At 64.1% G+C, this 21,759-nt stretch carries 22 protein-coding genes; 10 read left to right on the top strand and 12 right to left on the bottom strand.

Annotation, left to right across the window (positions count from 1 at the left end):
* Nucleotides 1–131 precede the first annotated feature (131 nt).
* Both KXR72_RS11460 and KXR72_RS11455 read left to right on the top strand, forming a co-directional pair.
* Complete coding sequence (locus tag KXR72_RS11460; RefSeq protein WP_437421231.1) at nucleotides 132–1,670, top strand: catalase; 1,539 nt, start codon at nucleotides 132–134, stop codon at nucleotides 1,668–1,670.
* 80 nt (nucleotides 1,671–1,750) lie between these two features.
* Nucleotides 1,751–2,302, top strand: a complete 552-nt coding sequence (locus tag KXR72_RS11455; RefSeq protein WP_437421230.1) for an ankyrin repeat domain-containing protein — start codon at nucleotides 1,751–1,753, stop codon at nucleotides 2,300–2,302.
* Here the strand turns inward: KXR72_RS11455 and cynS are convergent, their stop codons facing one another.
* Complete coding sequence (gene cynS / locus KXR72_RS11450; RefSeq protein ID WP_437421229.1) at nucleotides 2,303–2,752, bottom strand: cyanase; 450 nt, start codon at nucleotides 2,750–2,752, stop codon at nucleotides 2,303–2,305.
* An 81-nt stretch (nucleotides 2,753–2,833) separates the two neighbouring features.
* On the bottom strand, nucleotides 2,834–3,595 hold the full coding sequence (locus KXR72_RS11445) for a phytanoyl-CoA dioxygenase family protein (protein ID WP_437421228.1): 762 nt from the start codon (nucleotides 3,593–3,595) through the stop codon (nucleotides 2,834–2,836).
* A 392-nt stretch (nucleotides 3,596–3,987) separates the two neighbouring features.
* Between KXR72_RS11445 and KXR72_RS11440 the strand changes: the two genes are divergently transcribed.
* Together KXR72_RS11440 and KXR72_RS11435 are read left to right on the top strand one after the other, a co-directional pair.
* The gene (locus KXR72_RS11440) at nucleotides 3,988–4,446 is read left to right on the top strand and encodes a tetratricopeptide repeat protein (protein ID WP_437421227.1); all 459 of its coding nucleotides are present in this window, start codon (nucleotides 3,988–3,990) and stop codon (nucleotides 4,444–4,446) included.
* Between the two features lies 1 nt (nucleotide 4,447).
* The gene (locus tag KXR72_RS11435) at nucleotides 4,448–5,059 is read left to right on the top strand and encodes a superoxide dismutase (protein WP_437421226.1); all 612 of its coding nucleotides are present in this window, start codon (nucleotides 4,448–4,450) and stop codon (nucleotides 5,057–5,059) included.
* Between the two features lie 389 nt (nucleotides 5,060–5,448).
* On the opposite strand, the gene KXR72_RS11430 is transcribed toward KXR72_RS11435, so the two are convergent.
* The 3 genes from KXR72_RS11430 to KXR72_RS11420 form a co-directional block, all read right to left on the bottom strand.
* A complete protein-coding gene (locus KXR72_RS11430) occupies nucleotides 5,449–9,105 on the bottom strand; it encodes an AAA family ATPase (RefSeq protein WP_437421225.1) in 3,657 nt (1,218 codons plus the stop codon).
* Nucleotides 9,102–10,337, bottom strand: a complete 1,236-nt coding sequence (locus KXR72_RS11425) for an exonuclease SbcCD subunit D C-terminal domain-containing protein (RefSeq protein WP_437421224.1) — start codon at nucleotides 10,335–10,337, stop codon at nucleotides 9,102–9,104. The genes KXR72_RS11430 and KXR72_RS11425 overlap by 4 nt, the downstream gene beginning before the upstream one ends.
* A gap of 367 nt (nucleotides 10,338–10,704) precedes the next feature.
* Nucleotides 10,705–11,577: a helix-turn-helix transcriptional regulator gene (locus KXR72_RS11420; protein ID WP_437421223.1), complete on the bottom strand. Its 873-nt coding sequence runs from the start codon at nucleotides 11,575–11,577 to the stop codon at nucleotides 10,705–10,707.
* A gap of 325 nt (nucleotides 11,578–11,902) precedes the next feature.
* Between KXR72_RS11420 and KXR72_RS11415 the strand changes: the two genes are divergently transcribed.
* Entirely contained in the window at nucleotides 11,903–12,118 is a 216-nt protein-coding gene (locus tag KXR72_RS11415; RefSeq protein WP_437421222.1) for a hypothetical protein, read from the top strand.
* Between the two features lie 17 nt (nucleotides 12,119–12,135).
* On the opposite strand, the gene KXR72_RS11410 is transcribed toward KXR72_RS11415, so the two are convergent.
* The 4 genes from KXR72_RS11410 to KXR72_RS11395 are packed head-to-tail and all read right to left on the bottom strand — an operon-like array spanning nucleotide 12,136 to nucleotide 14,748.
* Nucleotides 12,136–13,473 carry a sensor histidine kinase gene (locus KXR72_RS11410; protein ID WP_437421221.1) on the bottom strand — a complete coding sequence of 446 codons (1,338 nt, stop codon included), beginning with the start codon at nucleotides 13,471–13,473 and terminating at the stop codon, nucleotides 12,136–12,138.
* Complete coding sequence (locus KXR72_RS11405; RefSeq protein WP_437421220.1) at nucleotides 13,470–14,135, bottom strand: response regulator transcription factor; 666 nt, start codon at nucleotides 14,133–14,135, stop codon at nucleotides 13,470–13,472. The genes KXR72_RS11410 and KXR72_RS11405 overlap by 4 nt, the downstream gene beginning before the upstream one ends.
* Nucleotides 14,135–14,440 (bottom strand): PepSY domain-containing protein, encoded by a 306-nt coding sequence (locus tag KXR72_RS11400; protein WP_437421219.1) that lies wholly within the window; start codon nucleotides 14,438–14,440, stop codon nucleotides 14,135–14,137. Before KXR72_RS11400 ends, KXR72_RS11405 begins: the two co-directional genes overlap by 1 nt.
* On the bottom strand, nucleotides 14,440–14,748 hold the full coding sequence (locus KXR72_RS11395) for a PepSY domain-containing protein (protein WP_437421218.1): 309 nt from the start codon (nucleotides 14,746–14,748) through the stop codon (nucleotides 14,440–14,442). The genes KXR72_RS11400 and KXR72_RS11395 overlap by 1 nt, the downstream gene beginning before the upstream one ends.
* Before the next feature lie 159 nt (nucleotides 14,749–14,907).
* Here KXR72_RS11395 and KXR72_RS11390 point away from each other — a divergent pair, with 159 nt between their 5' ends.
* The gene (locus KXR72_RS11390; protein WP_437421217.1) at nucleotides 14,908–15,267 is read left to right on the top strand and encodes a copper-binding protein; all 360 of its coding nucleotides are present in this window, start codon (nucleotides 14,908–14,910) and stop codon (nucleotides 15,265–15,267) included.
* 115 nt (nucleotides 15,268–15,382) lie between these two features.
* Nucleotides 15,383–15,646: a PepSY domain-containing protein gene (locus tag KXR72_RS11385; protein ID WP_437421216.1), complete on the top strand. Its 264-nt coding sequence runs from the start codon at nucleotides 15,383–15,385 to the stop codon at nucleotides 15,644–15,646.
* 44 nt (nucleotides 15,647–15,690) lie between these two features.
* Here the strand turns inward: KXR72_RS11385 and KXR72_RS11380 are convergent, their stop codons facing one another.
* A complete protein-coding gene (locus tag KXR72_RS11380; RefSeq protein ID WP_437421215.1) occupies nucleotides 15,691–17,481 on the bottom strand; it encodes a thiamine pyrophosphate-requiring protein in 1,791 nt (596 codons plus the stop codon).
* 127 nt (nucleotides 17,482–17,608) lie between these two features.
* Nucleotides 17,609–18,382, bottom strand: coding sequence for a DUF899 domain-containing protein (locus KXR72_RS11375; RefSeq protein ID WP_437421214.1), 774 nt, complete (start codon nucleotides 18,380–18,382; stop codon nucleotides 17,609–17,611).
* Nucleotides 18,383–18,543: 161 nt separating this feature from the next.
* On the opposite strand from KXR72_RS11375, the gene KXR72_RS11370 reads away from it, so the two are divergent.
* The 3 genes from KXR72_RS11370 (at nucleotide 18,544) to KXR72_RS11360 (ending at nucleotide 21,013) form a co-directional block, all read left to right on the top strand.
* Entirely contained in the window at nucleotides 18,544–19,425 is an 882-nt protein-coding gene (locus tag KXR72_RS11370) for an RluA family pseudouridine synthase (protein ID WP_437421213.1), read from the top strand.
* Between the two features lie 320 nt (nucleotides 19,426–19,745).
* The gene (locus tag KXR72_RS11365; RefSeq protein ID WP_437421212.1) at nucleotides 19,746–20,522 is read left to right on the top strand and encodes a DNA-formamidopyrimidine glycosylase family protein; all 777 of its coding nucleotides are present in this window, start codon (nucleotides 19,746–19,748) and stop codon (nucleotides 20,520–20,522) included.
* Between the two features lie 65 nt (nucleotides 20,523–20,587).
* A complete protein-coding gene (locus KXR72_RS11360; protein ID WP_437421211.1) occupies nucleotides 20,588–21,013 on the top strand; it encodes a DUF192 domain-containing protein in 426 nt (141 codons plus the stop codon).
* Between the two features lie 75 nt (nucleotides 21,014–21,088).
* Here KXR72_RS11360 and KXR72_RS11355 read toward each other — a convergent pair whose 3' ends face one another.
* Entirely contained in the window at nucleotides 21,089–21,556 is a 468-nt protein-coding gene (locus KXR72_RS11355; RefSeq protein ID WP_437421210.1) for an Lrp/AsnC family transcriptional regulator, read from the bottom strand.
* Nucleotides 21,557–21,759 lie beyond the last annotated feature (203 nt).

The raw sequence follows: 21,759 nt of genomic DNA, 5'->3' as shown, positions 1-21,759 counted from the left end.
TCTACCGCCTTCGGGCAACAGAATATGTCTATGGCGCCGCTTCGCTTATTCAATTGGGGCGGCGCAGCCCGTGCTTCTAGTCTTCCCGTCGCGCTCCGGACGCATCAAAAAAACGAGAAGAGGACGTGTAGATGACCCGTTACCTATCAGGCTCCCTGCCTGCCCGCACGCTGTTTGGCGTGCTTTCCGCCAGCCTGCTGACCTTGTCGGCCCATGCCGCTCCGCTGACCCGTGACAATGGCGCGCCGGTCGGCAACAACCAGAACTCCCAGACCGCCGGCGCCAACGGCCCGACCCTGCTGCAGGACGTGCAACTGCTGCAGAAACTGCAACGCTTCGGTCGCGAGCGCGTGCCCGAGCGCGTCGTGCACGCGCGTGGCACCGGTGCCCACGGCGAATTCACCGCCACCGAGGACATCTCCGACCTGTCCCTGGCCAAGGTCTTCGAGAAGGGCACCAAGACCCCGGTCTTCGTGCGCTTCTCCACCGTGGTGCACGGCCTCCACTCGCCGGAAACCCTGCGCGACCCGCGCGGCTTCGCCACCAAGTTCTACACCGCCGATGGCAACTGGGACCTGGTCGGCAACAACTTCCCGACCTTCTTCATCCGCGACGCCATCAAGTTTCCGGACATGGTCCACTCCTTCAAGCCGGACCCGCGCACCAACCTGGATGACGACAGCCGCCGCTTCGACTTCCTCTCGCACCATCCGGAAGCCACACGCACCCTGACTCTGCTGTACTCCAACCAGGGCACCCCGGCCAGCTATCGGATGATGGACGGCAATGGCGTACACGCCTACAAGCTGATCAATGACGAAGGCGAGGTGCATTACGTCAAGTTCCACTGGAAGTCGCTGCAAGGCCTGAAGAACCTGGATCCGAAGGAAAACCAGGAGATGCAGGGCAAGGATTACAGCCACCTGAGCCGCGACCTCATCACGGCGATCGACAAGGGCGACTATCCGAAGTGGGACCTGTACATCCAGGTGCTCAAGCCGGAAGACTTGGCCAAGTTCGACTTCGATCCGCTGGATGCCACCAAGATCTGGCCTGACGTGCCGGAGCGCAAGATCGGCCAGATGGTGCTGAACAAGAACCCGGACAACATCTTCCAAGAAACCGAGCAGGTCGCCATGGCGCCGGCCAACCTGGTGCCGGGTATCGAGCCGTCCGAGGACCGCCTGCTGCAGGGCCGTCTGTTCTCGTACGCCGACACCCAGATGTATCGCGTCGGTGCCAATGGCATGAGCCTGCCGATCAACCGCCCGAAGGTGCCGGTCAACAACGGCAACCAGGACGGCCAGCTGAACGCCGGCCACACCACCACCAGCGTCAACTACCAGCCGAGCCGCCGCGAGAACCGTGAGGAAACGCCACGCGCCGTCTACTCCAAGCTACCGCTGAGCGGGACCACCCAACAGGCGCCGATCCAGCGTCAGCAGAACTTCAAGCAGGCCGGCGATCTGTATCGCTCGTTCAGCAAGAAGGAGCAGACCGACCTGATCAACACCCTGGGCGGCGAGCTGGCGAAGGCGGACGAGGAAGCGCGCTACCACCTGCTGTCGTTCTTCTACAAGGCCGACGCCGAGTACGGTGCAGGGCTGACCAAGGTGGCCAAGTCCGACCTTGACCGGGTCAAGGCACTGGCGGCCAAGCTGCAGGATTGACGAAGCACCGGGCCGCTGCCACGCACGGCGGCCCATCGACCCGGGCGCCGCTCGGGTCACCTTATTTTCAGGAGCAGAACATGAAGCGCCTTTTCCTACTGGTTGCCTTGCTGCTCGGCGGCGGGCCGGTCTACGCCGAAGCGGAGCTCGCGGGCGTTGCCAGCGACACCGAGCAGGTCCAGAGCCAGCTGCGTGACTACTTCTTCAACGCTGCGCGCTATGGCGATAACGAAATACTCGACGAATTCATCCAGGCCGGTTACGACCTGAACACCGCTGACGACAAGGGATACACCGCGTTGATCCTGGCGGCGTACAACGGCAACGCGGACACCGTGGAGCGTCTGCTCGCCGCCGGTGCCGACGCCTGCGCCAAGGACAAACGTGGCAACACGGCGCTGATGGGCGCCATCTTCAAGGGTGAGCTGCGCATCGCCAAGCGTCTACTGGCCACCGAGTGCGACCCCGACGCGCGCAACAACGCCGGCCAGACCCCGGCCATGTACGCGGCACTCTTCCAGCGCGACGCCCTGCTCGAGGCGCTACGCGAACGCGGCGCGGATCTCGAGGCCAGCGACCCGCTGGGCAATCGGGTCGAGACGTTGGCGCGTGGCGAAATCCGCACCCGCTGATCAGTAGCTCTTGTACGGCAGGAACTTGCCCGACATCACCACCTTGACGCGGTCGCCCTTGGGGTCCGCTTCGCGCTGGATGTCCATCGAGAAATCGATGGCGCTCATGATGCCGTCGCCGAACTCCTCGTGGATCAGCTCCTTGATGGTGCTGCCGTAGACGTTGACCAGTTCGTACCAGCGGTAGATCAGCGGATCGGTGGGCACGGCGGTCGGCAGCGACCCTTTATAGGGCACGATCTGCAGCCAGGCGATGGCCTCGTCCGACAGTTCGAACAGCGTGCCCAGGCTTTCCGCTTGGACTTTGTCGAAGGCCATCTGGCCCAGGCAGCCGGCGGTGGTCCATTCCTTCGACAGGCCGATGGTTTCGGCCACCTGGCTCCATTTCAGGCCTTTGCACACCTTGGCGGACAGGATCATCTCGGTGACTTGGCTGCGGCACGTAATCATGGCGGGTCCTCTTTATTGGGGGGCGTGCCGCGGGTGGCGGCGCTCGGCCATGTGCAATGCAGAGGCTATGCCAGGCTGCGCTCAGTCGTACTCGGCGGCCTCGTGGTCACCGAGCAATCGACGCTGGCGCGGCGTGGCGGCCGCGATCACGGCCGGGTTGAACTGCCAGCGGAGATAAGGTGAAAACTTCTGCGCCACCATGCGTCGCCCGTAATGCACCTGCAACAGGTAGCGGCTGCGGTCGGCGGTGCGGTTGCGACTGCCGGCGTGCCAGAGGTCGCTGCGAAACAGCAGCAGGTCGCCGGCATTGCACAGCACCGGTTCCGGCTCGCGGCCCTGCCACCGGATTTCGCCAGGCCGCGGCTTGCGCCCGGCGCGGTGGCTGCCAGGGATCAGCAGGGTAGGGCAGAGGTCGGCATCGATGTCGTCCAGGTAGAGGTGAGCGGTGCAGACCTGCATTGGCAGTTCGAACGCCGGGTCGGCCAGCAACCGCTCGGGCAGCTCCAAGGCCAGGTAGTCCGCATGGAGTTCGCCGCCGACGAAGCCGGGGTGGCTGCGCCAGGCCGTCTGGCCGATGACGTGGCAGTCTTCACCGAGACAGGCTTCGACCAGGTCGATCACGGCCGGCAGGTCCAGAAGCAGCAGCCAGAACGGGTCCCGATTGAATACGCATTTGTAGTGGTCATCGACCATCCCCTGATAATCCCAGTGAATGGGTTCGAGCCGGTCGATGGCCGAGCGCACCGCCTGAACCTGTGCCGGCGGGATAACGCCGCGCAGCAGCACGAAGCCCTGCTGGTGCATGGCCTGAAGCTGAAGGTCGAGGGGGCTAGGTGGGTTCATGTCGTCGCTCACGGTAGCTGGTCAGTCGACAGCTGGATGAAAGATTGGGTTCGTATCCTGCTGCGGCTCGCGGCGATCCGCTCGGCGAGCAGGCGCGCGGTCACAAGCGGTGCGCTGGCAACTCTCCTCCCTGTGTGAACCTCGACGACATGGCCACAAGCGATGTCTGGCAGGTTCGCTTTTATCGTGCGTGCCCCGCGATTGCTCGTCCGGCAGCCGTCTCCGTTGCCCGTTTCGCCTGATTGCGCGTTCGTCGCCGCAACGCCAGGCATGCTTGTCTTCGTATCGCTCAAATGATAATTAAACTCATTAACGGAGCGACGCTAGCGCTCGCGCCGTGAGCCGTGCACCTTCCATCCTGCCGAAGCCTCGCGCTTCGAGGGAGGCAACCCGTGGAACACTGGAAGCGGACCATCGAGCTGGCCAACCGGTACTTTGACCAGGGCGAGTACATCGATGCGCGAGAGCACTACCTGCAAGCCCTGGCGCTAAGCCAGGTGCTGTTCGAACGCTGGCGTGACGCCGACGAAGCGGTCGCCGCCTACGTCATTTCCCACCACAACCTGGCCGACGTGCATCTGCGGCTACGGCAGCCCGAAGAAAGCGCCGAATACCTGTGCGCCATCCATGAACACCTGCTGCGCTGCCTGGCCGACCCGCGCCTGAAGGCCGAACTGAGGCAGGCCTGCCTGCGCCACAGCCGGCACAGCCATGTCGAGCTGCTGCACTTCACCACGGCGCATGGAGAGACGGCGCGCATCCGTCGCCTGCTCAAGCGCAGTGCCCACCCCCCGGCGGCCCGTTTGCAGCAGGCCCTGCTGCATGAAGGCCCCTATCACGGAGTTCACTGACATGCCCCATACGCTACCCCCCTTGCCCTACGCCTACGACGCGCTAGAGCCGCACATCGACGCCCAGACGATGGAGATCCACTACACCAAGCATCACCAGACCTATATCAACAACCTCAATGCGGCACTGGAAGGCACCGAGTGGGCCGAGATACCGGTCGAGCGCCTGCTGACGATGGTTGGGCAGTTGCCAGCTGAAAAACAGGCGGCCGTCATCAACCAGGGCGGCGGCCACGCCAACCATTCGCTGTTCTGGACGGTCATGGCAGTCAACGCCGGCGGTACGCCGGACGGCGAATTGGCCCAGGCGATCGACGCGCAACTCGGCGGGTTCGATCAATTCAAGGAGGCGTTCACCAAGGCCGCGGTGTCGCGCTTCGGCAGCGGCTGGGCCTGGCTCAGCGTTACGCCGGAAAAGAAACTGGTGGTCGAGCACACCGGCAACCAGGACAGCCCGCTGATGAACGGCAACACGCCGATTCTCGGGTTGGACGTCTGGGAGCACGCCTACTACCTGCGTTACCAGAACCGCCGCCCCGAATACATCAATGCCTTCTACCAAGTCATCAACTGGCCCGAGGTGCAACGGCGCTATCAGGCCGCCATGGGCTGACAGCAAGTACCCATCCATCGCGACGCCCCTGCATGACCAGACGTGGAGGCATTGCCGTCTGCTCCGTAGGGGCGAATTTATTCGCCCGGCTACTGGCCGGACGTGCAACGGCGCTATCAGGCCGCCATGAGCTGACGGCAAGTACCTATCCATCGCGACGCCCCTGCATGACCAGACGTGGAGGCATTGCCGTCTGCTCCAGCTACTGGCCGGACGTGCAGCGGCGCTACCAGGCCGCCACGAACTGACGGCAACTATCTATCCATCGCGACGCCCCTGCATGACCAGGCGTTAAGGCATTGCCGTCTGCTCCGTGGGGGCGAATTGATTCGCCCAGCTACCTCATCCTGAGCACGCCATCTCGTCATTCATGTAGCGCCTGCCAAGCTTCAAAGCCCGCCCGCACCCACGATCTTCAATGCGCTCTGGCCGTTGCCTTGGCGCTGCACCTGGATTTGTACCGGGATGCGCTCGTGCATTTCGGCGACGTGCGAAATCACCGCGACCTTGCGCCCCTGAGCCTGCAGCGAATCCAGGGCGTCCATGGCGATTTGCAGCGACTCGGGGTCGAGACTGCCGAAGCCTTCATCGATGAACAGCGATTCGATCTTCAGCTTGCTCGACGCCATCGAGGCCAGGCCTAGCGCCAGGGCCAGCGAGACGAGGAAGGTCTCGCCGCCAGACAGCGAATGCACTGAGCGCAGCTCGTCACCCATCTCCGTGTCCATGACCAAGAGCCCCAGCGGGCTGCCGCCGCGCTTGAGGCGATAACGCCGGGCCAGCTGGCGCAGCTGCACGTTGGCGTGCTGCACCAGCAGGTCGAGGTTGTAGGCCTGGGCAATCTTGCGGAAGGCGCCGCCATCGCTTGAGCCGATCAGTGCGGCGATGCGGCCCCAGCGCTGGCTTTCAGCCGTGGCGTCGGCGATCTGCCGAAGCAGCGCCTGGCTTGCGCTGCGGCGACGATCATCATCGAGCAGCCTCGCGCGGGTATCGGTACTGCGTTGCTCAGCGTTGTCGCACTCGGCTTGCGCCGCGTCCATTTGCGCATCCAACGTCTCGGCATCGGGTGCCTCGGGCTGGGTCGCCTGGTGCGTGGCGAGCCGCTGCTCGCAACCCTCCAGGCGTTCGCGACAACGGGCAAGCTGATCGGTGTTGGCGCGCAAGCGTTCGCGTGCTTCGGCCAGCAGGGCGTCGTCCAGCTGCAGCAGCTGCTCGAGCGTCGTATCGTCCAGGTCAGGATGCGCGGCGCGCCAGTTGGCCAGCTCTTCCGTCAGCGCGTTGCGTTCGGCCAGCAGTTCGTCGCGGCGCGCGCTGCAATGCTGTTGCTCGCCAGCGAGGCGGGTCAGTTCGACCTTGGCTTCGTTCAGCTGCCGGTCGACCTCAGCCTGGCGTTGCCGTGCGGCCTGGATGGCCCCATCGAGCTGCTGTTGCCAGGCGCCGGCGCTGGGCTGCTCGCCAAGGCTGGCACGCAGAGCCTCGCGGCAGGCCTGCTCGCGTGTTTGGAGTTCGGCGAGGCGGGTCGTGCAGGCTTGGTGCTGATCGTGGCGATGCCGTTGCTGCAGTTGCTCACGCTCCAGCGAAGCCTGTCCCTGCTGCTGCTCCTCGAGGAGTGCGGCGTGCTGGTCGACCTGCTGGCGCCGGGCCTCGACTTGCGCATCCAGCGCCATGAAGGTTTCGGCGGGCCGGGCCCGCCAACCGGTCAGCAGCGCGGCAGGGATCAGGTCGGCAAACGCTGCGAGTTCTTCGTCCAACCGCGCGTCATCGCGAGCCATGGCGTCGCGTTGCGCGGCCAGTGCCTGCGTGGCGTGGGCGCATACCTCTCGGGCACGCTGCCAGGCGCCGTTCAGCGTTTCGGCGCGTTGCTGCAGGCTGAGCAGCTCGCGTTGGCGCGCCCCGTCCTGCGCGAGTTGGGCCTTGAGTGCCGTCACGCGGGTATCGAGCCAGGCGCCGCGTGCGGCTTCGGCTTGTTCGACGAGTTCAGCATGGGCTGGCAGCGCAGCCAGGCGGGGCGCGAGCGCGGCCAATTCATCGTCGAGTGCTGCGCGCTGCTGAGCGTTCTGCTTCAGGTGAGTGGTAAGCGTAATGTGCTGGTCGCGCAGGGTTTGGAGCTTTTCATCCTGGGCCTTGAGCCGTTGCTGCGCCTGCACCAGCTCCTGCTCGTCATGGCCGCCCAGTGCGGCGAGCAGCGTTTCGCCCTGATGCCAAGGATGTTCGGTGCTGCCGCAGACGTTGCAGGGTTCCCCCGGGATCAGCGCGGCGCGCAGGGCTTCGACAGTAGCGCTGCGGGCCAGGCGTTGGCGATCGAGCAGGTCTTGTACGATCTTGAGCGCCTTTTCGGCATCGTCGCGTTCGGCGCGGGCGAGTTTGCCGGCTTCGGTCAGGGAGACGAGGGCAGCCTGGTCGCGAGCGTGCTCTGCCTGCAGGCTGTGCAGACGGGCGTCCAAGTGCTGCTGGCGCGACCAGAGCGTGTGCAGATCGTCGAGCGCCCGCTCGGTTTGGCGTGCGGCGTCGAGGTGGGCGGTCAACTGAGCCAGTTGCTCGCCAACGCCGGCTTCGCCACCGATCTGCGACTGCAAGGCATCCAGCGCTTGGCGCGCCTCGGTCTGAGCCGTTTCGGCGTCGCGGGCGGTGGTTTCCAGTGCGGGCAATTCTTGCCGGCCCTGCTGCAGGCGAGCGGCGATCTGTACGGCTTGCTGCAGCCGTGGGCGGTAGCCGCTCCAGGCCGCGCAGAGCGGTTGCAACCCGGCGCTTGCAGCGAGCGGTTCGGCGAGGGCGGTCAGCTGGGCTGCGGTCTCGGCCTGGCGTTCTTGCAGTTGGGCCAATTGCCTCTCGCCGGCCTTGTGCGCGGTGTCGGCCTGGTCAGCTTGGTCGCGGGCCTCGCGCAGGTCGTTGCCTAGATGCACAAGGCGTTCTTCCTCACGGCGTGCGTTGATCAGCGCGGGCTCGGCGGCCTTCAGCGCCTGCTCGGCAGCCCGCAATGCCGCCGTGGCATCCCGGCATTGCTGCGTCAGGGCGGTGAGCCGTTGTTCGACGGCACTGTGCTCGCGCTGGTGGCGGGCGAGGGTCTGCTCGACCTTCTCCAGCAACGGCGGCAGCTCGCGGGCACGAACGAAACGATGGCGCTCCGGCGCCAGCTGCTCGAATAGCGCAAGGATGCGGCGGGCATCGGCCAGGCCTTCCCGTTCCTGTTCGGTGGCGGCGAGGTGCTCCCGGGCGCTGTCGCGTTCGGATTGCAGACGTGTCAGGTCGTGCAGCCATTGGCGCTGCCCTTTGAGCGTGTCGAGCCGGTGCTGCAGGGTTTTGAGCTCGGCCTGCTGCTGCTGGTGCTCTGCCTCCAGCGCCGTGCGTGCTTCGGCATCTAGCGGCTCCAGGCCGCCAGCCTGCTGCTGCAAGCCCGCCAGGGTCTCACGGGCGCGCTTGGCCGCGTCAAAGGCGGCCTGCCCCAGGCGGCTGTAAAGGCCGGTGTCGGTGAGCTTTTCCAGCAGGGTGCCGCGGTCGTTGTCGTCGGCCTTGAGGAAGGCGGAAAACTCGCTTTGCGCCAGCAGCACGGCGCGGGTGAATTGCGGCAAGGTGAGGCCCAGGCGGGCCTCTAGCAACTCTTTGAACTCACGCTTCTTACCGCTGGCTAGCAGCTGGTCGCGGTCCAGGTCGAGCAGGCTCTGGCTGCTGGCCTGGAGTTTGCCGTCAATCTTCTCCTTGGCGCGCCTGACTTCCCAGCGTGCGCGGTAGCGGTGGCCGTCGACCCCGACGAAGTCCACCTCGGCATAGCCGCTGGCGCAGCCGCGGCGCAGCAGGTTGCGCTCGTCGCCGCTGCCGATCTCATCCTTGCCGTCCGGCACCTTGCTCAGCAGCGATGCGCCGTCGAGACGAGGCGTGCTGCCGAACAGCGCCAGGCACAGGGCGTCGAGAAGCGTGCTCTTGCCGGCTCCGGTCGGCCCGGTGATGGCGAACAGGCCTGCGCTGGCCAAGGGTTCGGCGGTGAAGTCGATGACCTGTTCCCCGGCGAGCGAGGCGAGGTTTTTCAGGCGGATGGCGAGGATTTTCATGCGGCGTCTCCTTCGCCGGCGAATTCGACACCACGCAGCAGGCTGGCGAAGTCATCCAGCGCCTGTTCGTCGGGCGGGTTGCCGAACTGCTCTTCCCAGGCGCGGGCAAAGAGCTCCTGCGGGGTGATCTGATCGAGGCCGAGTAGCACCTCGGAGTCGGCCTCGCCTCGTGCGCCCCGGTATTCGCTGGCGATGCGCACCAGCCGGCAGGCCTTGCCGGTGATGGCGGCCTCGATGCGCTGGCGCAGGTCCGGCAAGGGTTCGTCGAGCTGCACGCGCACTTCCAGCCAGGGCAGGTGTTCGGCGAACAGGCCCACCGGCGGCAGCGCTTCGAGCTCGCCGATCACCTCCGGCAGCGGCGCGCGGCCGATGCGGATCATCTCCACGGCGCGGGGCACGGGCAGCGCTTGGACGGTGTCGAGCCGGTCGCCCTCGAAGCTCACCAGCAACACCTGATGCGGGTAGTTGATCTCGCCGAACGAGAGCGGCAGCGGCGAGCCGCTGTAGCGGATGCGTTCCTGCCCGGCAACTTTCTGCGGCTTGTGCAGGTGGCCGAGGGCAACGTAGGCGATGGGCTCGGGAAACAGGCTGGCCGGCAGTGCCTCGGCATTGCCGATGACGATGTTGCGCTCGGAATCTTCCGACACCGCACCGCCGGCCATGTGGGCGTGGCTCATGGCGATTAGCGCCTGCCCCGGCTGGCGCCTGGCTTCGGCGGCGGCGATCAGGTGCTGGTGAACGTGGCGGATGCCAAGCATGTAATCCTCGCCCGCGTCGCCTCCGGTCACTTCCGCGGGCCGCAGGAAGGGCAGGGTGAGGCACCAGCCAGCGATCTTTCCCTCGGCGTTGTGCAGTGGAACCAGCAGGCGGTCATGGTCGAGCTGGTTTTCGGCGATCCAGCTGATGCGGCCGATCGCGTGGGCGTTGAGCCGCTTCATCAGCGGCCCAGGCAGTTCGATGCGTCCCCCAGAATCGTGGTTGCCGGCGATCATCACGATGTCCAGCTGCGGCAGCGCTTCGTGGGCGCAAACTATGAAGTCGTACAGGCGTTCCTGCGCTTTGAGCGGCGGGTTGACGGTGTCGAAGATATCGCCGGCGATGAGCAGGGCGTCGGGCTGATGCTGGACGAGTTGGTCGAGCAGCCAGGCGAGGAACTGGGTGTGTTCGTAGTCGCGGTCCTGGCCGTGGAGGGTCTGGCCGAGATGCCAGTCGGAGGTGTGGATCAGGCGCATACGAGGGGTCTTTTTTGATTGGAGTCGCGGTTAGGCGCGACCAGATAGAAGCTTATGGGGCGCAGCGCCCACGTGGTTCTTTGGCAAGGCGGACGTAGGTTGGCGAGATTGGGGCGCCGAGTCCTCAGTTGCGAAGGGTTTTGCGAAGCAAGCCGGGGACGCCCAGTCCGGATGCAGGGGTGGCCTTCTTTTTGGTTACCTTTGCTTGGTCCGGGCGGCGCTCCGCACACAAGAAAAAGTGACGCGCTGTGCAAGGCGCAGCATGCAGGTCGGGCTGAGAACGGCGCGGCGTCGCATGTGCAGGTCTGTGCCAGTATCTGATCGCGAGCAAGCTCGCTCCTACAACTGGCCACGTTACGCCTCACCCTCATGCGTACAACCATGCCTTCAGTCCCTGCAGATTTCTCACCTGAATCTGCTGTGCCGCCGCATTTGCCAATACCGTATTTGGATCGATCTGATACCGCTGCAACACGTATTGCACCAGCGCGCCACGCGTGGCGATGCGCAGCTCGCCATCCTGCATCCCGTAATCGGTTTCGATGATCGCCTTCTGCTCGGCGCTCAAGCGGACATCCGGCTCGATCACCACTTCCACCGGCGTGTTCCAGGCCTCGTCCTGCTCGACCCGGTTTTCGCTTTCATCCATCAGGTCCGGTTCGCCGCGGAAGCGACTCAGAACGAAGTCGCGGTATCCGCGATTCTTCTCGCAGTAAGCCCGCAGGTGCCAGCGCATTCCGGTGAAAACAAGCGTATGCGGCGCCATGACACGAATCTCTACTTCCGGATGGGCGAGCGAGACGTACTCGGCTTCCAGCCGCAGCCCTTCGCGGCAGGCCTTGAGGATCGGCCGCAGAACTTCGGGGCGGATGCTCCGGTCGGGGACACGCAAGACTTCAGTGTGGGCGTACGCCAGCGCCAGACCCTCGATGTGCGGGGCGCGGTCGCGGTTCTGGTCGAGCAGGTGCAAATAGGCGCTGGCGCTGCCGTCGATAAAGAGCGGCTCGAAGGCCTTGGTAGGCTTGTAGCCCTTCAGGTGACGGTCATATGTAAGGTTTTTCGGCGCATGGTCGGCCAGGTAGGTGTTGATGTCCTTAGAGGCCTGCTGACGGCTGATGCCGAAGCTCTGCATCAGGTGCCCCGTGGTCAGGCGGCCTTCCCACCAGGCAATCGTTTCGATCAGGCGGTAGCGCAGCGCCAGGTCCCAACGAATCTGGCTGATCGATTGCTTGCGTTTCATGCGAGGCCCCATCTGGTGGAAAACTTTACATGCGACTATCCGGTCGCTCGACGTGTCGCGCGAAGCTACATATATTCGGGGCGTACATCAAGTGAGCGAAACGAGGAGCACACCATGGGCCTGTTGTTGAACGCGCTGCTGATCTCGCTGACCGCCTTCGCCGCAATCGGCGTGCTTGCCTGGCTCGCCTACGGCATGAACGAGGGCGGGTGACCCGTTGGTCAGGATGACAATTTGGTGGCAGCCACCAGTCATCCGATGAGTGGTCGGGAATCTCCCAGCGCGTCGCAAGGTCTTTTTGTCAGACCCCGTGCAAGAGGCCCCCATGAAAACCCTGTCTCGTTACCTTGCGGACAATTTCCCGTCTGAATACAACACCCGCGTCGAGCCGCAGGATGACGGCTATCTGGTCGTACGAGTGGGGTACCCGATCAATGGCACCGAAGCCATTCGCATGGTGTCTGGGCGCCAGGTGCAGAACGGCCTGTTGGTCGAAACCATCCTGGAAGACATGCGCAACGAGTTGGCCCGTCCGCAGTAATCCTCGCTTCATCCCCCTCATTTCTCGCTCTGCATGCCGCGCTTGTGCGCCGGCAGGTGGATCTCCGCACGCAGCCCACCGAGTTCGCTCTCGCCCAGCGTAAGCTGACCATGCCAGGCCGCCAGAATGTCCCGCACGATGCCGAGCCCCAGCCCGTGCCCTTCGGCGCGCTCGTCCAAGCGGATGCCGCGCTCGAGGACCGCCTCGCGCCGCTGTTCAGGTATGCCGGGCCCATCGTCTTCGACCTGAATCAGGTAGCCGTTGGCCGTCGGCGCGATGTGCAGCGAGACGGTCGAGCGGGCGAACTTGCAGGCGTTGTCCAGCAGATTGCCGAGCAGCTCGAGCATGTCCTCGCGATCCCAAGGTAGACGGCAGCCCTCATGAACGTGCCAGCGCAAGTCGAGATCGCGACGGTGAATCATGCGCAGGGTATCGAACAGCGGCGCCAGTTCCTCCTTGCATTCGAAATAGGAGCCCGGCAGTACATCGCCGGCCAGGCGTGCACGGCCCAGTTCGCGGGCGACGCGCTGCTGAATCTGGTCGAGTTGTTCCGCGAGGCTGGCCTGTAGGGCCGGGTGTTGGGCCAGTTCCTCGCGGCGGGTGAGGCTGGCGAGCACGGCCAAAGGCGTTTTAAGCGCATGGCCGAGGTTGCCCAGCGCGTGGCGGGAGCGCTTGAGGGTGTCGTCGGTGTGAGCGAGCAGGTGGTTGATTTGATCGACCAGAGGCTGCAGTTCCACCGGGGCGCGAATGTCCAGTTGCTGGCGCTGGCCCTGCTGAAGCTGGGCGATCTGCTGGCGGGCCCGTTCGAGTGGCCGCATCGCCAGCTTTACGGCATAGCGCTGCAACAAGAGAAACACCAGGAGCGCGACGCCCACCAACCCCAGCCCGCCAAGGCGCACCTGGGCAAAGCTTTTCAGGATCGGGGTGTAGTCACGCGCCACACTGATAGCGATGGCCTGGCCGTTGCGCCGGTACTGCGCGCGATAGCTGAGCAGCCGCTGGTCCTGCGGGCCGTCAACCAGCTCATCTGCCAGGCCGGTCGCCGTCGGCCAATCGGGTTCGGCGTCCCAGACCGAGCGCGATCGCCAGCTGCGGTCCGGTAAGTCGATGCGAAAGTAGTGGCCGGAGAACGCACGCTGGTAGCGTGGATTGAGACGGCTGGAATCGAGTTTGAAGCCCTCCGGGCCTTGCACGAGTGCCAATAGCAGGCCTTCGGTTTCGGCCCGCAGATCGCTCGCCAGGTTGCGTCGCAGCCCGGCTTCGAATAACCAGAGGCTGGTTTGCACCAGGAGCAGCCCGACCAGTAGAAGTACCGAAATCAGCCCCAGGCTGAGGCTCCGCTGGATGGACTTCAAGGCGCGCCGCCGAAGCGGTAGCCCTGGCCGCGCCGGGTTTCGATGAGCGACCGGCCCAGCTTGCCGCGTAGGCGGTTGACGTGTACTTCAATGACGTTGGAATCGCGTTCTGTTTCGCCGTCGTAAAGATGCTCAGCCAACTGAGTCTTCGATAACAACTGACCCGGGTGCAGCATAAAGTAGCGCAGCAGGCGGAACTCGCCGGCGGTGAGGTCGATATCCTCGCCGTCTTTGCTGCAGCGCTGACGGGTTTCATCCAGCGACAGGCCACCGACTTGCAGGAGCGGTTGGTTGGCCACGCCATGCGCACGCCGCAGCAGCGCCTGGATGCGCAGCAGCAGCTCCTCGGGGTGAAAGGGCTTGGTTAGGTAATCATCCGCGCCGGCTTTCAGGCCCTCGATGCGTTCAGCCCAGGAATCACGTGCGGTGAGGATGAGCACGGGCGTCGCCACGCCCCGTGTGCGCCAGTCGCGTAATACGTCGAGCCCCGGCTTACCGGGCAGACCGAGGTCGAGCACGATCAGGTCATAGGGCTCGCTGCCACCCTGGTAATCGGCGTCGCGGCCGTCGGCCAACCAATCCGTTGCATAGCCTTGCCGGTTGAGGCTGGCGACCAGTTCATCGGCGAGCGGGACGTTATCTTCGACCAGTAGCAGGCGCATCAGTCTTCTTCATCCTTGAGCAGACGGCCGTCGCCCGCGTCGATTTCGATCTCTCGGGCTACGCCATCGGCTGTGAGCAATTCGATTTCATAGACGTAGAGGCCATCCTCTTCTTCCAGTTCGGCTTCGAGCAGCCGGGCGCCCGGATAGCGCGACATGGCCTGCTGGAGAAGCGTCTCCAGCGGCATGATCTGCCCGTCCCGGCGCAGGCGCAGGGCCTCGTCCTGGTCAAGGTCGCGGCTCGCCACCGGCATGGCGGCGAGCAGCAGAGCCAGGGGGAAGGTCAAGAGAATGGCGCGGCGCATTAGTCGTCCTGATGATCCTTGAGCACTTCGCCGGTCTTGGCGTCGAGCTCCATGTCCCATTGCACACCTTTGCCGTCACGCAATTCAAGCTGGTAGATGTGGCGGCCATATTCTTCTTCGAGCTCGGTTTCCTCGATGGTGGCGCCAGGATGCTTGGCCAGCGCGGCTTCGTTGAGCTTCTCGAAGGATTCGATGGTACCGGCATCACGCAGACGCATCGCTTCATCGGGGCCGAGGTCACGAGCCGTCGCGATGTTGGCGCCCAGGGCGAGGGTGGCAGCGGTAAAGAGAGTGGCGAATGTTTTCATGATGAGTCTTCCTGTGTGGGTTTCGACGATTCACAGGTTACGGGTGATGCCTTACGCCAAGCTGAACGGACGACGTCATGAGCCCGATGGGCGTGAGCAGCAAGACGGATGCACGGGTTGTCCAATACGCGTGTGTCCACCGTATACCGGAGGCCTGCCATGAAACCGCTGCATTGCATGACGCTCAGCCTGTTGTTTTTCGCCCACCCAACCCTCGCCCAGGATCTGTTGAAACCGACCGAGCCCGCTGGTTCGTCAACGATCAACGGCGGGCCGGCGACCGAAATCGTTTCCGAACCTGTGATGCGTGCGACCGGGCGCATCGAGTCGATCGACCGTGAGGGCGGCCGCGTGACCATCGCTCACGGGCCGGTGCCGACGCTGAAGTGGCCGGCCTCGACCATGGCGTTCGAGGCAAGACGAGAACAGCTCGAAGGGCTGTCCGTCGGGGATTCCGTCAGTTTCACCTTCCAGAGCGAAGGCGAGCAGGCGGCGCTGGTTTCCATCGAAACGCGTTGATACAGACCGCTCCGCTCGTGGTCGAGCGGCGGTGAACCTCTCGTTGCATGGGGTGCTCGTATTCGTAAGCGCCGCGTTACCGGCGCGCCCTTCCAACAGACGCGAGGATCACCGTATGTACAACAAGACGCTCACCGCCGCATTGGCCGTTGCCGTTCTTGGCGTCAGTCACGTCGCCTTGGCCGACAAGCCCGGCGCCGACTGGATCACCCTCGAGCAGGCAGTCGAAAAGGCCAAGGCCGCCGGTTACACCGCCGTTCATGCGATCGAAGCAGACGACGGTGCCTGGGAAGGCGAAGGCGTGAAGGCCGATGGCAAGGTTTGGGAGTTCACGATCGACGGCCGCACCGGCGAAGTGACCCGCGACAAGGAAGACTGATCCCCGCGCCGGCGGCGTTTGCCGCCGGCAGGTTCGGCGGTGCGTTAATCCTTCTTACCCGGCAGCACCTTGCTCAGCACCTGCTTGGCGGACTGCACGATGATCCCGCGCTCGTCGGGGTCGCCTTGCAGCAGCGCCGAAGCGTACCTCTTGATCTGGCCTGGTTTGATATGCGGCGGCAATGGCGGCACGTTCGGGTCGGTCTTGAATTCGATTAGCACTGGCCGGTCGGCGGCGAACGCTTCATCCCAGGCGGCAGCGACGCGCTCTTCGTGATCGACATAGATGCCCTTCAGCCCGATGGACTCGGCGAAGCGGTGGTAGGGCACGTCAGGAATATCCTGCGAGGCGGCGAATTTAGGGTCGCCCTCCATCACGCGCTGCTCCCAGGTGACCTGGTTGAGGTCTTCGTTATTGAACACGCAGCAAATCCATTGCGGGCTTTGCCACTGCCTCCAGTATTTGGCGACCGTGATCAGCTCGGCCATGTTGTTCATCTGCATGGCGCCGTCGCCGACCATGGCGACCACCGCACGCTGCGGATGGCAGAACTTGGCAGCGATCGCGTAGGGCACCGCCGCGCCCATCGACGCCAGCCCGCCGGAGAGCGAACCCATCATGCCGCGGCGCAGTTTGATGTCTCGGGCATACCAGTTGGCGCATGAGCCGGAGTCGCTGGTGACGATGGCGTCGTCGGGCAGGCGCGGCGACAACTCGAAGGCGACCCGCTGCGGATTGATCGGCTCTGCGGTGACCATGGCGCGTTTTTCCAGTAGCGCGTCCCATTCGGCCCGGGCTTTCTCGATGCTGTCGCGCCAGCTCCGGTCGGGCTTGCGTTCGAGCAGAGGTAGCAGGGCGCGTAGGGTTTCGGCCGAATCACCCTGCAGGTTGACCTCCATGGGATAGCGGATGCTCAGCATCTCGGGCTTCAGGTCGATCTGCACGCCGCGCGCCTGGCCTTCCTCGGGCAGGAACTCAGAGTAGGGGAAGCCCGAACCGACCATCAGCAGGGTGTCGCATTCGCTCATCAGCGTGTAGCTGGCCTCGGTGCCGAGCAGGCCGATCGAACCGGTCACCCAAGGGAGATCATCCGGCACTGCCGCCTTGCCAAGCAGCGCCTTGGCTACGCCTGCGCCGAGCGCATCGGCCACGGCGATGATTTCATCCGTGGCGTGCAGGGCGCCGGCACCGACCAGCATCGCGACCTTCTTGCCGGCATTGAGCACCTCGGCGGCGCGCTGCAGGTCGGCGTCATAAGGCACGATCCGGGGGCGGACATAACCGATACCTGAATGCACGGCGCCGTGCTGACGCGGCGGCTCGCTGTATTCCGCTTCCTGCAGGTCGTTGGGCAGGATCAGCGCCGTCACCCGGCGTTCGCCGACGGCGATGCGCACGGCACGGTCGACCAGGTGCCTGACCTGCGCCGGCGCGCTGGCCTGGTGAACGAAGGCACCGGCGACGTCCTTGAACATTGCAGCCAGGTCGAGTTCCTGCTGATAGTGGGAGCCCATGGCCGTACGTGCCTGCTGGCCGGCAATGGCCAGTACCGGCATGTGATCCATGCGGGCATCGTAGAGGCCGGTCAGCAGATGAGCCGCACCGGGGCCTGAGGTGGAGATGCAAACGCCCAGGCCGCCATTGAATTTGGCATCCGCTGCGGCCATGAACGCGGCCATTTCCTCGTGCCGCGCCTGAATGAACTGAATCTTGCCCTCGGCGCGTTGGAGCGCACCGAAGACACCATTGATGCCATCGCCCGGGTAGCCATAGATACGCCGTACGCCCCATTGATGGAGTCGCTCGACGAGGAAATCACCCACTGTCATTGCCATCGGACATCTCGCTTGATGAGGACTGGAAACGGCCGTGACGACTTGGGTTGGCAACACGGCTGTTCTTGTCTGGACCGGGCCCATCAGCCAGGGTTCGTCGGTCTCTGCTCGATGGGCCTGCCGTCGGTCAATGGCAGCAGTCGGTATCGCCAGGGTCGGCGGGTTGCACGCGGCCGCTGTCATCGACCCGGTCATCGCGGCCGTACCGATCGTGGTGGCGCACCCAGTCGGTGAGGTTGCGCCGCGGGCCGGTCTCGTTGCGCCCGTGCGGCGTCATGTCCAACAGAACGTAGGTGCCCAGCAGCTCCTCGGCGCCCCGGCCAAACGCGGAAAAGGTATGGAAGATGTGCCCCTCGTCGTCGCGCATGAATACGCTGAAGCCAGACAGCTCCTCGCAGATGAACGGTTGCCAGGCGTAGTTGTAGAAGACCTTGCCATCGACGACATCCTGCGGCTCGAACGAGACATGAAAGTCCCGGTTGAAGGTGCTGCCGGCCGACGACACCCAACGACAATGCCAACCCATGCGCCGGCGAAAGGCGTCGAGCTTGGCGAAGGGCGCGCGCGAGACTGCAACGACATTGACGTCATGGTGGAGCAGGTGAAGCAGCGCGCCTTGGATATGGTCCATCTCAAAAGAGCAGCCGATGCATCCTTCCTCCCAGTCAGGCGCGAACATGAAGTGCTTGATGACGAGTTGGCTTCGCCCCTCGAACAGCTCGCCCAGGCGCACCGGGCCTTGTGCGTCTTGAAAGACATAGTCCTGCTCTACAGCTCTCCAGGGGAGTTCGCGTCGCGCCGCGGCAAGGGCGTCACGCTGGCGAGTCAGTTCCTTTTCGTTCTTCAGGTGTTCGGCGTGCGCCGCCAGCCAGTCCTGGCGGGAAAGGATTGGGTGGGTCATCTCGAGTCTTCCTATGTTGGCGGTGCGCATGGCCGAGCACCTCGAAAGCTGGTCGAACGGCACGCAGGAGAATAGACAACCGCTCGCCGGCCATTGGCCAACTGGGGTGCCCGCCGGGGCTGCGTTATCATGCCCGGCCCCGAGTCGACCGAACCCTTGCCATGTCCGCTTCCAACGCTCGCAGTACGCTTCATCTGCCTCAGGGCGACTGGGCGACGGTGCTCGACTGCCTCTGTGCGCGATTTCCAGCCATCGAGCGCGCTACCTGGGTTGACCGCTTCGCCCGTGGCCGGGTGCTGGGTGCCGATGGGCAGCCGCTTTCGGCCGGGCATCTCTATCAGGTCGGTTTGAAGGTGCACTACTTTCGCGAAGTACCGGCGGAAAAGCCGATCCCCTTCGAAGCGAGCGTTCTCCATCTCGACGAGCACCTGCTGGTAGCGGACAAGCCGCATTTCCTGCCGGTGATGCCGGCGGGTGAGTACGTCAACGAGACGCTACTGGCACGGCTGAGCAGGCAGGTCGGCAATCCCGATCTGGTGCCGATCCATCGTATCGACCGGCTGACGGCCGGGCTGGTGCTGTTCTCAACCAACCCCGGCAGTCGCGGTCGCTACCAGGCGCTGTTTCGCGAGCGGCAGATCGACAAGCGCTACGAAGCGATTTGCCCGGCGCTGCCCAGCCTGACGTTTCCTCGTACGGAGCGCCTGTGCATGGTCGACGGCGAGCCGTTCTTCCTCATGAAGCAGGGCGACGGCGAGCCCAACAGCGAAACCCGTATCGAGGTGCTCGAACGCCGCGGCGAGCACTGGCGCTATGCGCTCTACCCGGTCACCGGACGCAAGCATCAGTTGCGGCTGCAAATGGCGACCCTCGGCGCGGGCATCTGCAACGATCCCTTCTACCCCGAGCTGCTGGAACGCGGCCGCCGCGATCAGGACGATTACGCTAACCCACTCAAGCTGCTGGCCCGGGCCCTGCAATTCAACGACCCGCTGACTGGCGAAAGGCGCCAATTCGAGAGCCGCCTGCAGCTGGAGTGGTAGCCCGTTTCGCTTCTTGTATGAACCTGGCGTAGTGGTTTTCTAGTGTCGATTCGATCGCCAGCAAGCTGGCGCCTACGGGCAGCGGTTCGATAGCAACGTACCGCCTGCGAACCATGCTGCTGCAAGTCACGCCGTCAGTGTTACTGCCACAGGATGTCGAGTCGCCGCCAACCCGTAGGAGCCAGCTTGCTGGCGATCCGGGCTGCCTCGATGGTGGGTTGAACGCCGGCAGCCGTCATATCTCGCAGCCCTGAGCGAGTCGCACCTTCTCGGCCGGCCTCAGTCGATATCGTTAACGCCCCAGCTGAAGTGATATCGCCATGCCTGAAGGTCCGTCGATTGTCATCCTGCGCGAAGAAGTCTCTGCGTTTGCAGGCAAGACCATCGAGCGCGCCGAGGGCAGCGCGAGGCTCGACAAGGCGCGGCTAGTCGGGCAGTCGGTGCGGTCGTTCCGCAGTTGGGGTAAGCATTTTCTGATCGAACTGGACGACGTCTCGCTGCGTGTCCATCTGCTCTTGTTCGGTAGTTATCGAATCAATGAGCGCAAGGAGTCCACGCCCCGCCTGAGCCTGGGATTCGTAGATGGCGAGCTGAATTTCTACGGTTGCTCGGTGCAATTTATCGAAGCCCCGCTGGATGAGGCGTATGACTGGGGCGCGGACGTGATGAGCGATGCCTGGGACAACCGGGCAACGCTGAAGAAGCTAAGGGCGCGCCCGCGCTTGCTGGCGTGCGATGCCCTGCTCGACCAGACGCTGTTCTCCGGTTCCGGCAACATCATCAAGAACGAGGTGCTGTTTCGCACCCGTATCCATCCGCTTTCGCTGATCGGGGATTTACCAGCGCCCAAGCTCAGGGAGCTGACACGCGAGGTTCGGGCCTACAGCTTCGAGTTTCTTCAATGGAAGCGCGAGGGCACGCTCAAGGCGCACTGGCTCGCGCATACCAAGACGACCTGCCCGCGCTGCAAGATTCCCTTCGTTCGGGCCAAGTCCCTAGGCCGCAGCAAGCGGCGCAGCTTCTATTGTGAGCGTTGCCAGAAGCGCTACGGTGACAGCGAGCAGGTTGCGGTCGAAGCCCCCGCTGCCAGCGAGTGACGTGCTGCGTTGTATGCTTTGCCCGATCCGACACCCTGCGCTTGACCCATCCGAGGCAATCATCGATGCGTACCGCTTTGCTGCTGTTTCTTGTTGCGTTGGCCGGGCCGGCTGCCGCCCAAGCTCGCGAGCCGTTGCTGAGTCTCCAATTAGCAGGCGCAACGATCGAGGCCGAGTACGCGCACTCGCCCGCCGAGCGCGAGCGCGGCCTGATGGAGCGCACCGAGATGCCTGCAGACCACGGCATGCTGTTCCGATTCGATGATTTTCGTCGCCACTGCCTGTGGATGAAAAACACGCCCTTACCCCTGTCGGCGGCGTTCATGGACGAGCAGGGGCAGATCGTCGACATCATCGACCTCGAACCATTGGATACGGCAATTCGCTGCTCGAGCGAGCCGGCCCGTTATGCGCTGGAGGTCAATCAGGGCTGGTTCGAGCGCAACGGAATCGAGCCCGGCGAGCAGGTGCTCGGGATACCCGAGCAGTAGCCTGGGCGGGATGGGTTGAGGGCCGGGTGGGTATCGGCGCTCGCCGATGGCCCGGTCATTCGGGCGCGACGGTTTTCAATCCAGCGGTAGCTCCGTGGTTCGTTTCACTTCGCTCATTGCGATATGCGAATGCGCTTCCTGCACGTGCGGCCGCTGCAGGAGCTGGTCACGCAGGAAGCGTTCATAGCTGTCGATATCCTTGGCCACGACCTTGAGCAGGTAATCCGATTCGCCTGCCATGGTGTGGCATTCCAGCACTTCGGGGTAACCCACTACGGCGCGTTCGAACTCATCGAGATTGCTGCGCCCATGGGCGGACAGCTTGATGTTCACGAACACCGTCATGTTGAGCCCGAGCTTCTTCGGGTTGAGCAGCGCGACCTTGCGTTCGATCAGCCCTTCTTCCTGCATGCGGTGGATGCGCCGCCAGCACGGCGATTGAGACAGCTCGACCTTCTCGGCAATCTCCGCGGCGGAGAGGTCGGCGTTGTGTTGCAGCAGTAGCAGAATCTTGCGGTCGATGCCGCTTAGCGGGGTCTGCATGGATGTACTCATTTTGTTGTTGTTAGTGAATGGATCATGCACGCGATGGCGCTTACATCGCAAAAGTAGAAAGAAAATCTCTCTTCGTCACGGCCAGACTCTTACCAACGCGTAACGGTGGGGTGATCCCCTTGCCGGTCGCTGGCGTGGGACGGCTTACCGTGCGGCTGCCCACGACTGTTGCAGAGCGTTGAAAGACGTTA

Origin of the sequence: Stutzerimonas chloritidismutans, from assembly GCF_051486945.1 — a bacterium.
In the GTDB taxonomy this organism is placed as follows: Bacteria; Pseudomonadota; Gammaproteobacteria; order Pseudomonadales; family Pseudomonadaceae; genus Stutzerimonas; species Stutzerimonas chloritidismutans_B.
The sequence above is the reverse complement of the archived record's forward strand: the minus strand, read 5'-3'. Positions and strand labels throughout refer to the sequence as shown.

What these genes read in the sequence shown, in the direction of transcription:
- KXR72_RS11455 (WP_437421230.1), top strand. Translation starts at nt 1,751, where the DNA reads ATGAAGCGCCTTTTCCTACTGGTTGCCTTGCTGCTCGGCGGCGGGCCG.
- KXR72_RS11435 (WP_437421226.1), top strand. Translation starts at nt 4,448, where the DNA reads ATGCCCCATACGCTACCCCCCTTGCCCTACGCCTACGACGCGCTAGAG.
- KXR72_RS11415 (WP_437421222.1), top strand. Translation starts at nt 11,903, where the DNA reads ATGAAAACCCTGTCTCGTTACCTTGCGGACAATTTCCCGTCTGAATAC.
- KXR72_RS11365 (WP_437421212.1), top strand. Translation starts at nt 19,746, where the DNA reads ATGCCTGAAGGTCCGTCGATTGTCATCCTGCGCGAAGAAGTCTCTGCG.
- KXR72_RS11400 (WP_437421219.1), bottom strand. Translation starts at nt 14,440, where the DNA reads ATGCGCCGCGCCATTCTCTTGACCTTCCCCCTGGCTCTGCTGCTCGCC.
- KXR72_RS11430 (WP_437421225.1), bottom strand. Translation starts at nt 9,105, where the DNA reads ATGAAAATCCTCGCCATCCGCCTGAAAAACCTCGCCTCGCTCGCCGGG.
- KXR72_RS11385 (WP_437421216.1), top strand. Translation starts at nt 15,383, where the DNA reads ATGTACAACAAGACGCTCACCGCCGCATTGGCCGTTGCCGTTCTTGGC.
- KXR72_RS11370 (WP_437421213.1), top strand. Translation starts at nt 18,544, where the DNA reads ATGTCCGCTTCCAACGCTCGCAGTACGCTTCATCTGCCTCAGGGCGAC.
- KXR72_RS11460 (WP_437421231.1), top strand. Translation starts at nt 132, where the DNA reads ATGACCCGTTACCTATCAGGCTCCCTGCCTGCCCGCACGCTGTTTGGC.
- KXR72_RS11425 (WP_437421224.1), bottom strand. Translation starts at nt 10,337, where the DNA reads ATGCGCCTGATCCACACCTCCGACTGGCATCTCGGCCAGACCCTCCAC.
- KXR72_RS11360 (WP_437421211.1), top strand. Translation starts at nt 20,588, where the DNA reads ATGCGTACCGCTTTGCTGCTGTTTCTTGTTGCGTTGGCCGGGCCGGCT.
- KXR72_RS11375 (WP_437421214.1), bottom strand. Translation starts at nt 18,382, where the DNA reads ATGACCCACCCAATCCTTTCCCGCCAGGACTGGCTGGCGGCGCACGCC.
- KXR72_RS11390 (WP_437421217.1), top strand. Translation starts at nt 14,908, where the DNA reads ATGAAACCGCTGCATTGCATGACGCTCAGCCTGTTGTTTTTCGCCCAC.
- cynS (WP_437421229.1), bottom strand. Translation starts at nt 2,752, where the DNA reads ATGATTACGTGCCGCAGCCAAGTCACCGAGATGATCCTGTCCGCCAAG.
- KXR72_RS11420 (WP_437421223.1), bottom strand. Translation starts at nt 11,577, where the DNA reads ATGAAACGCAAGCAATCGATCAGCCAGATTCGTTGGGACCTGGCGCTG.
- KXR72_RS11405 (WP_437421220.1), bottom strand. Translation starts at nt 14,135, where the DNA reads ATGCGCCTGCTACTGGTCGAAGATAACGTCCCGCTCGCCGATGAACTG.
- KXR72_RS11395 (WP_437421218.1), bottom strand. Translation starts at nt 14,748, where the DNA reads ATGAAAACATTCGCCACTCTCTTTACCGCTGCCACCCTCGCCCTGGGC.
- KXR72_RS11380 (WP_437421215.1), bottom strand. Translation starts at nt 17,481, where the DNA reads ATGGCAATGACAGTGGGTGATTTCCTCGTCGAGCGACTCCATCAATGG.
- KXR72_RS11355 (WP_437421210.1), bottom strand. Translation starts at nt 21,556, where the DNA reads ATGCAGACCCCGCTAAGCGGCATCGACCGCAAGATTCTGCTACTGCTG.
- KXR72_RS11445 (WP_437421228.1), bottom strand. Translation starts at nt 3,595, where the DNA reads ATGAACCCACCTAGCCCCCTCGACCTTCAGCTTCAGGCCATGCACCAG.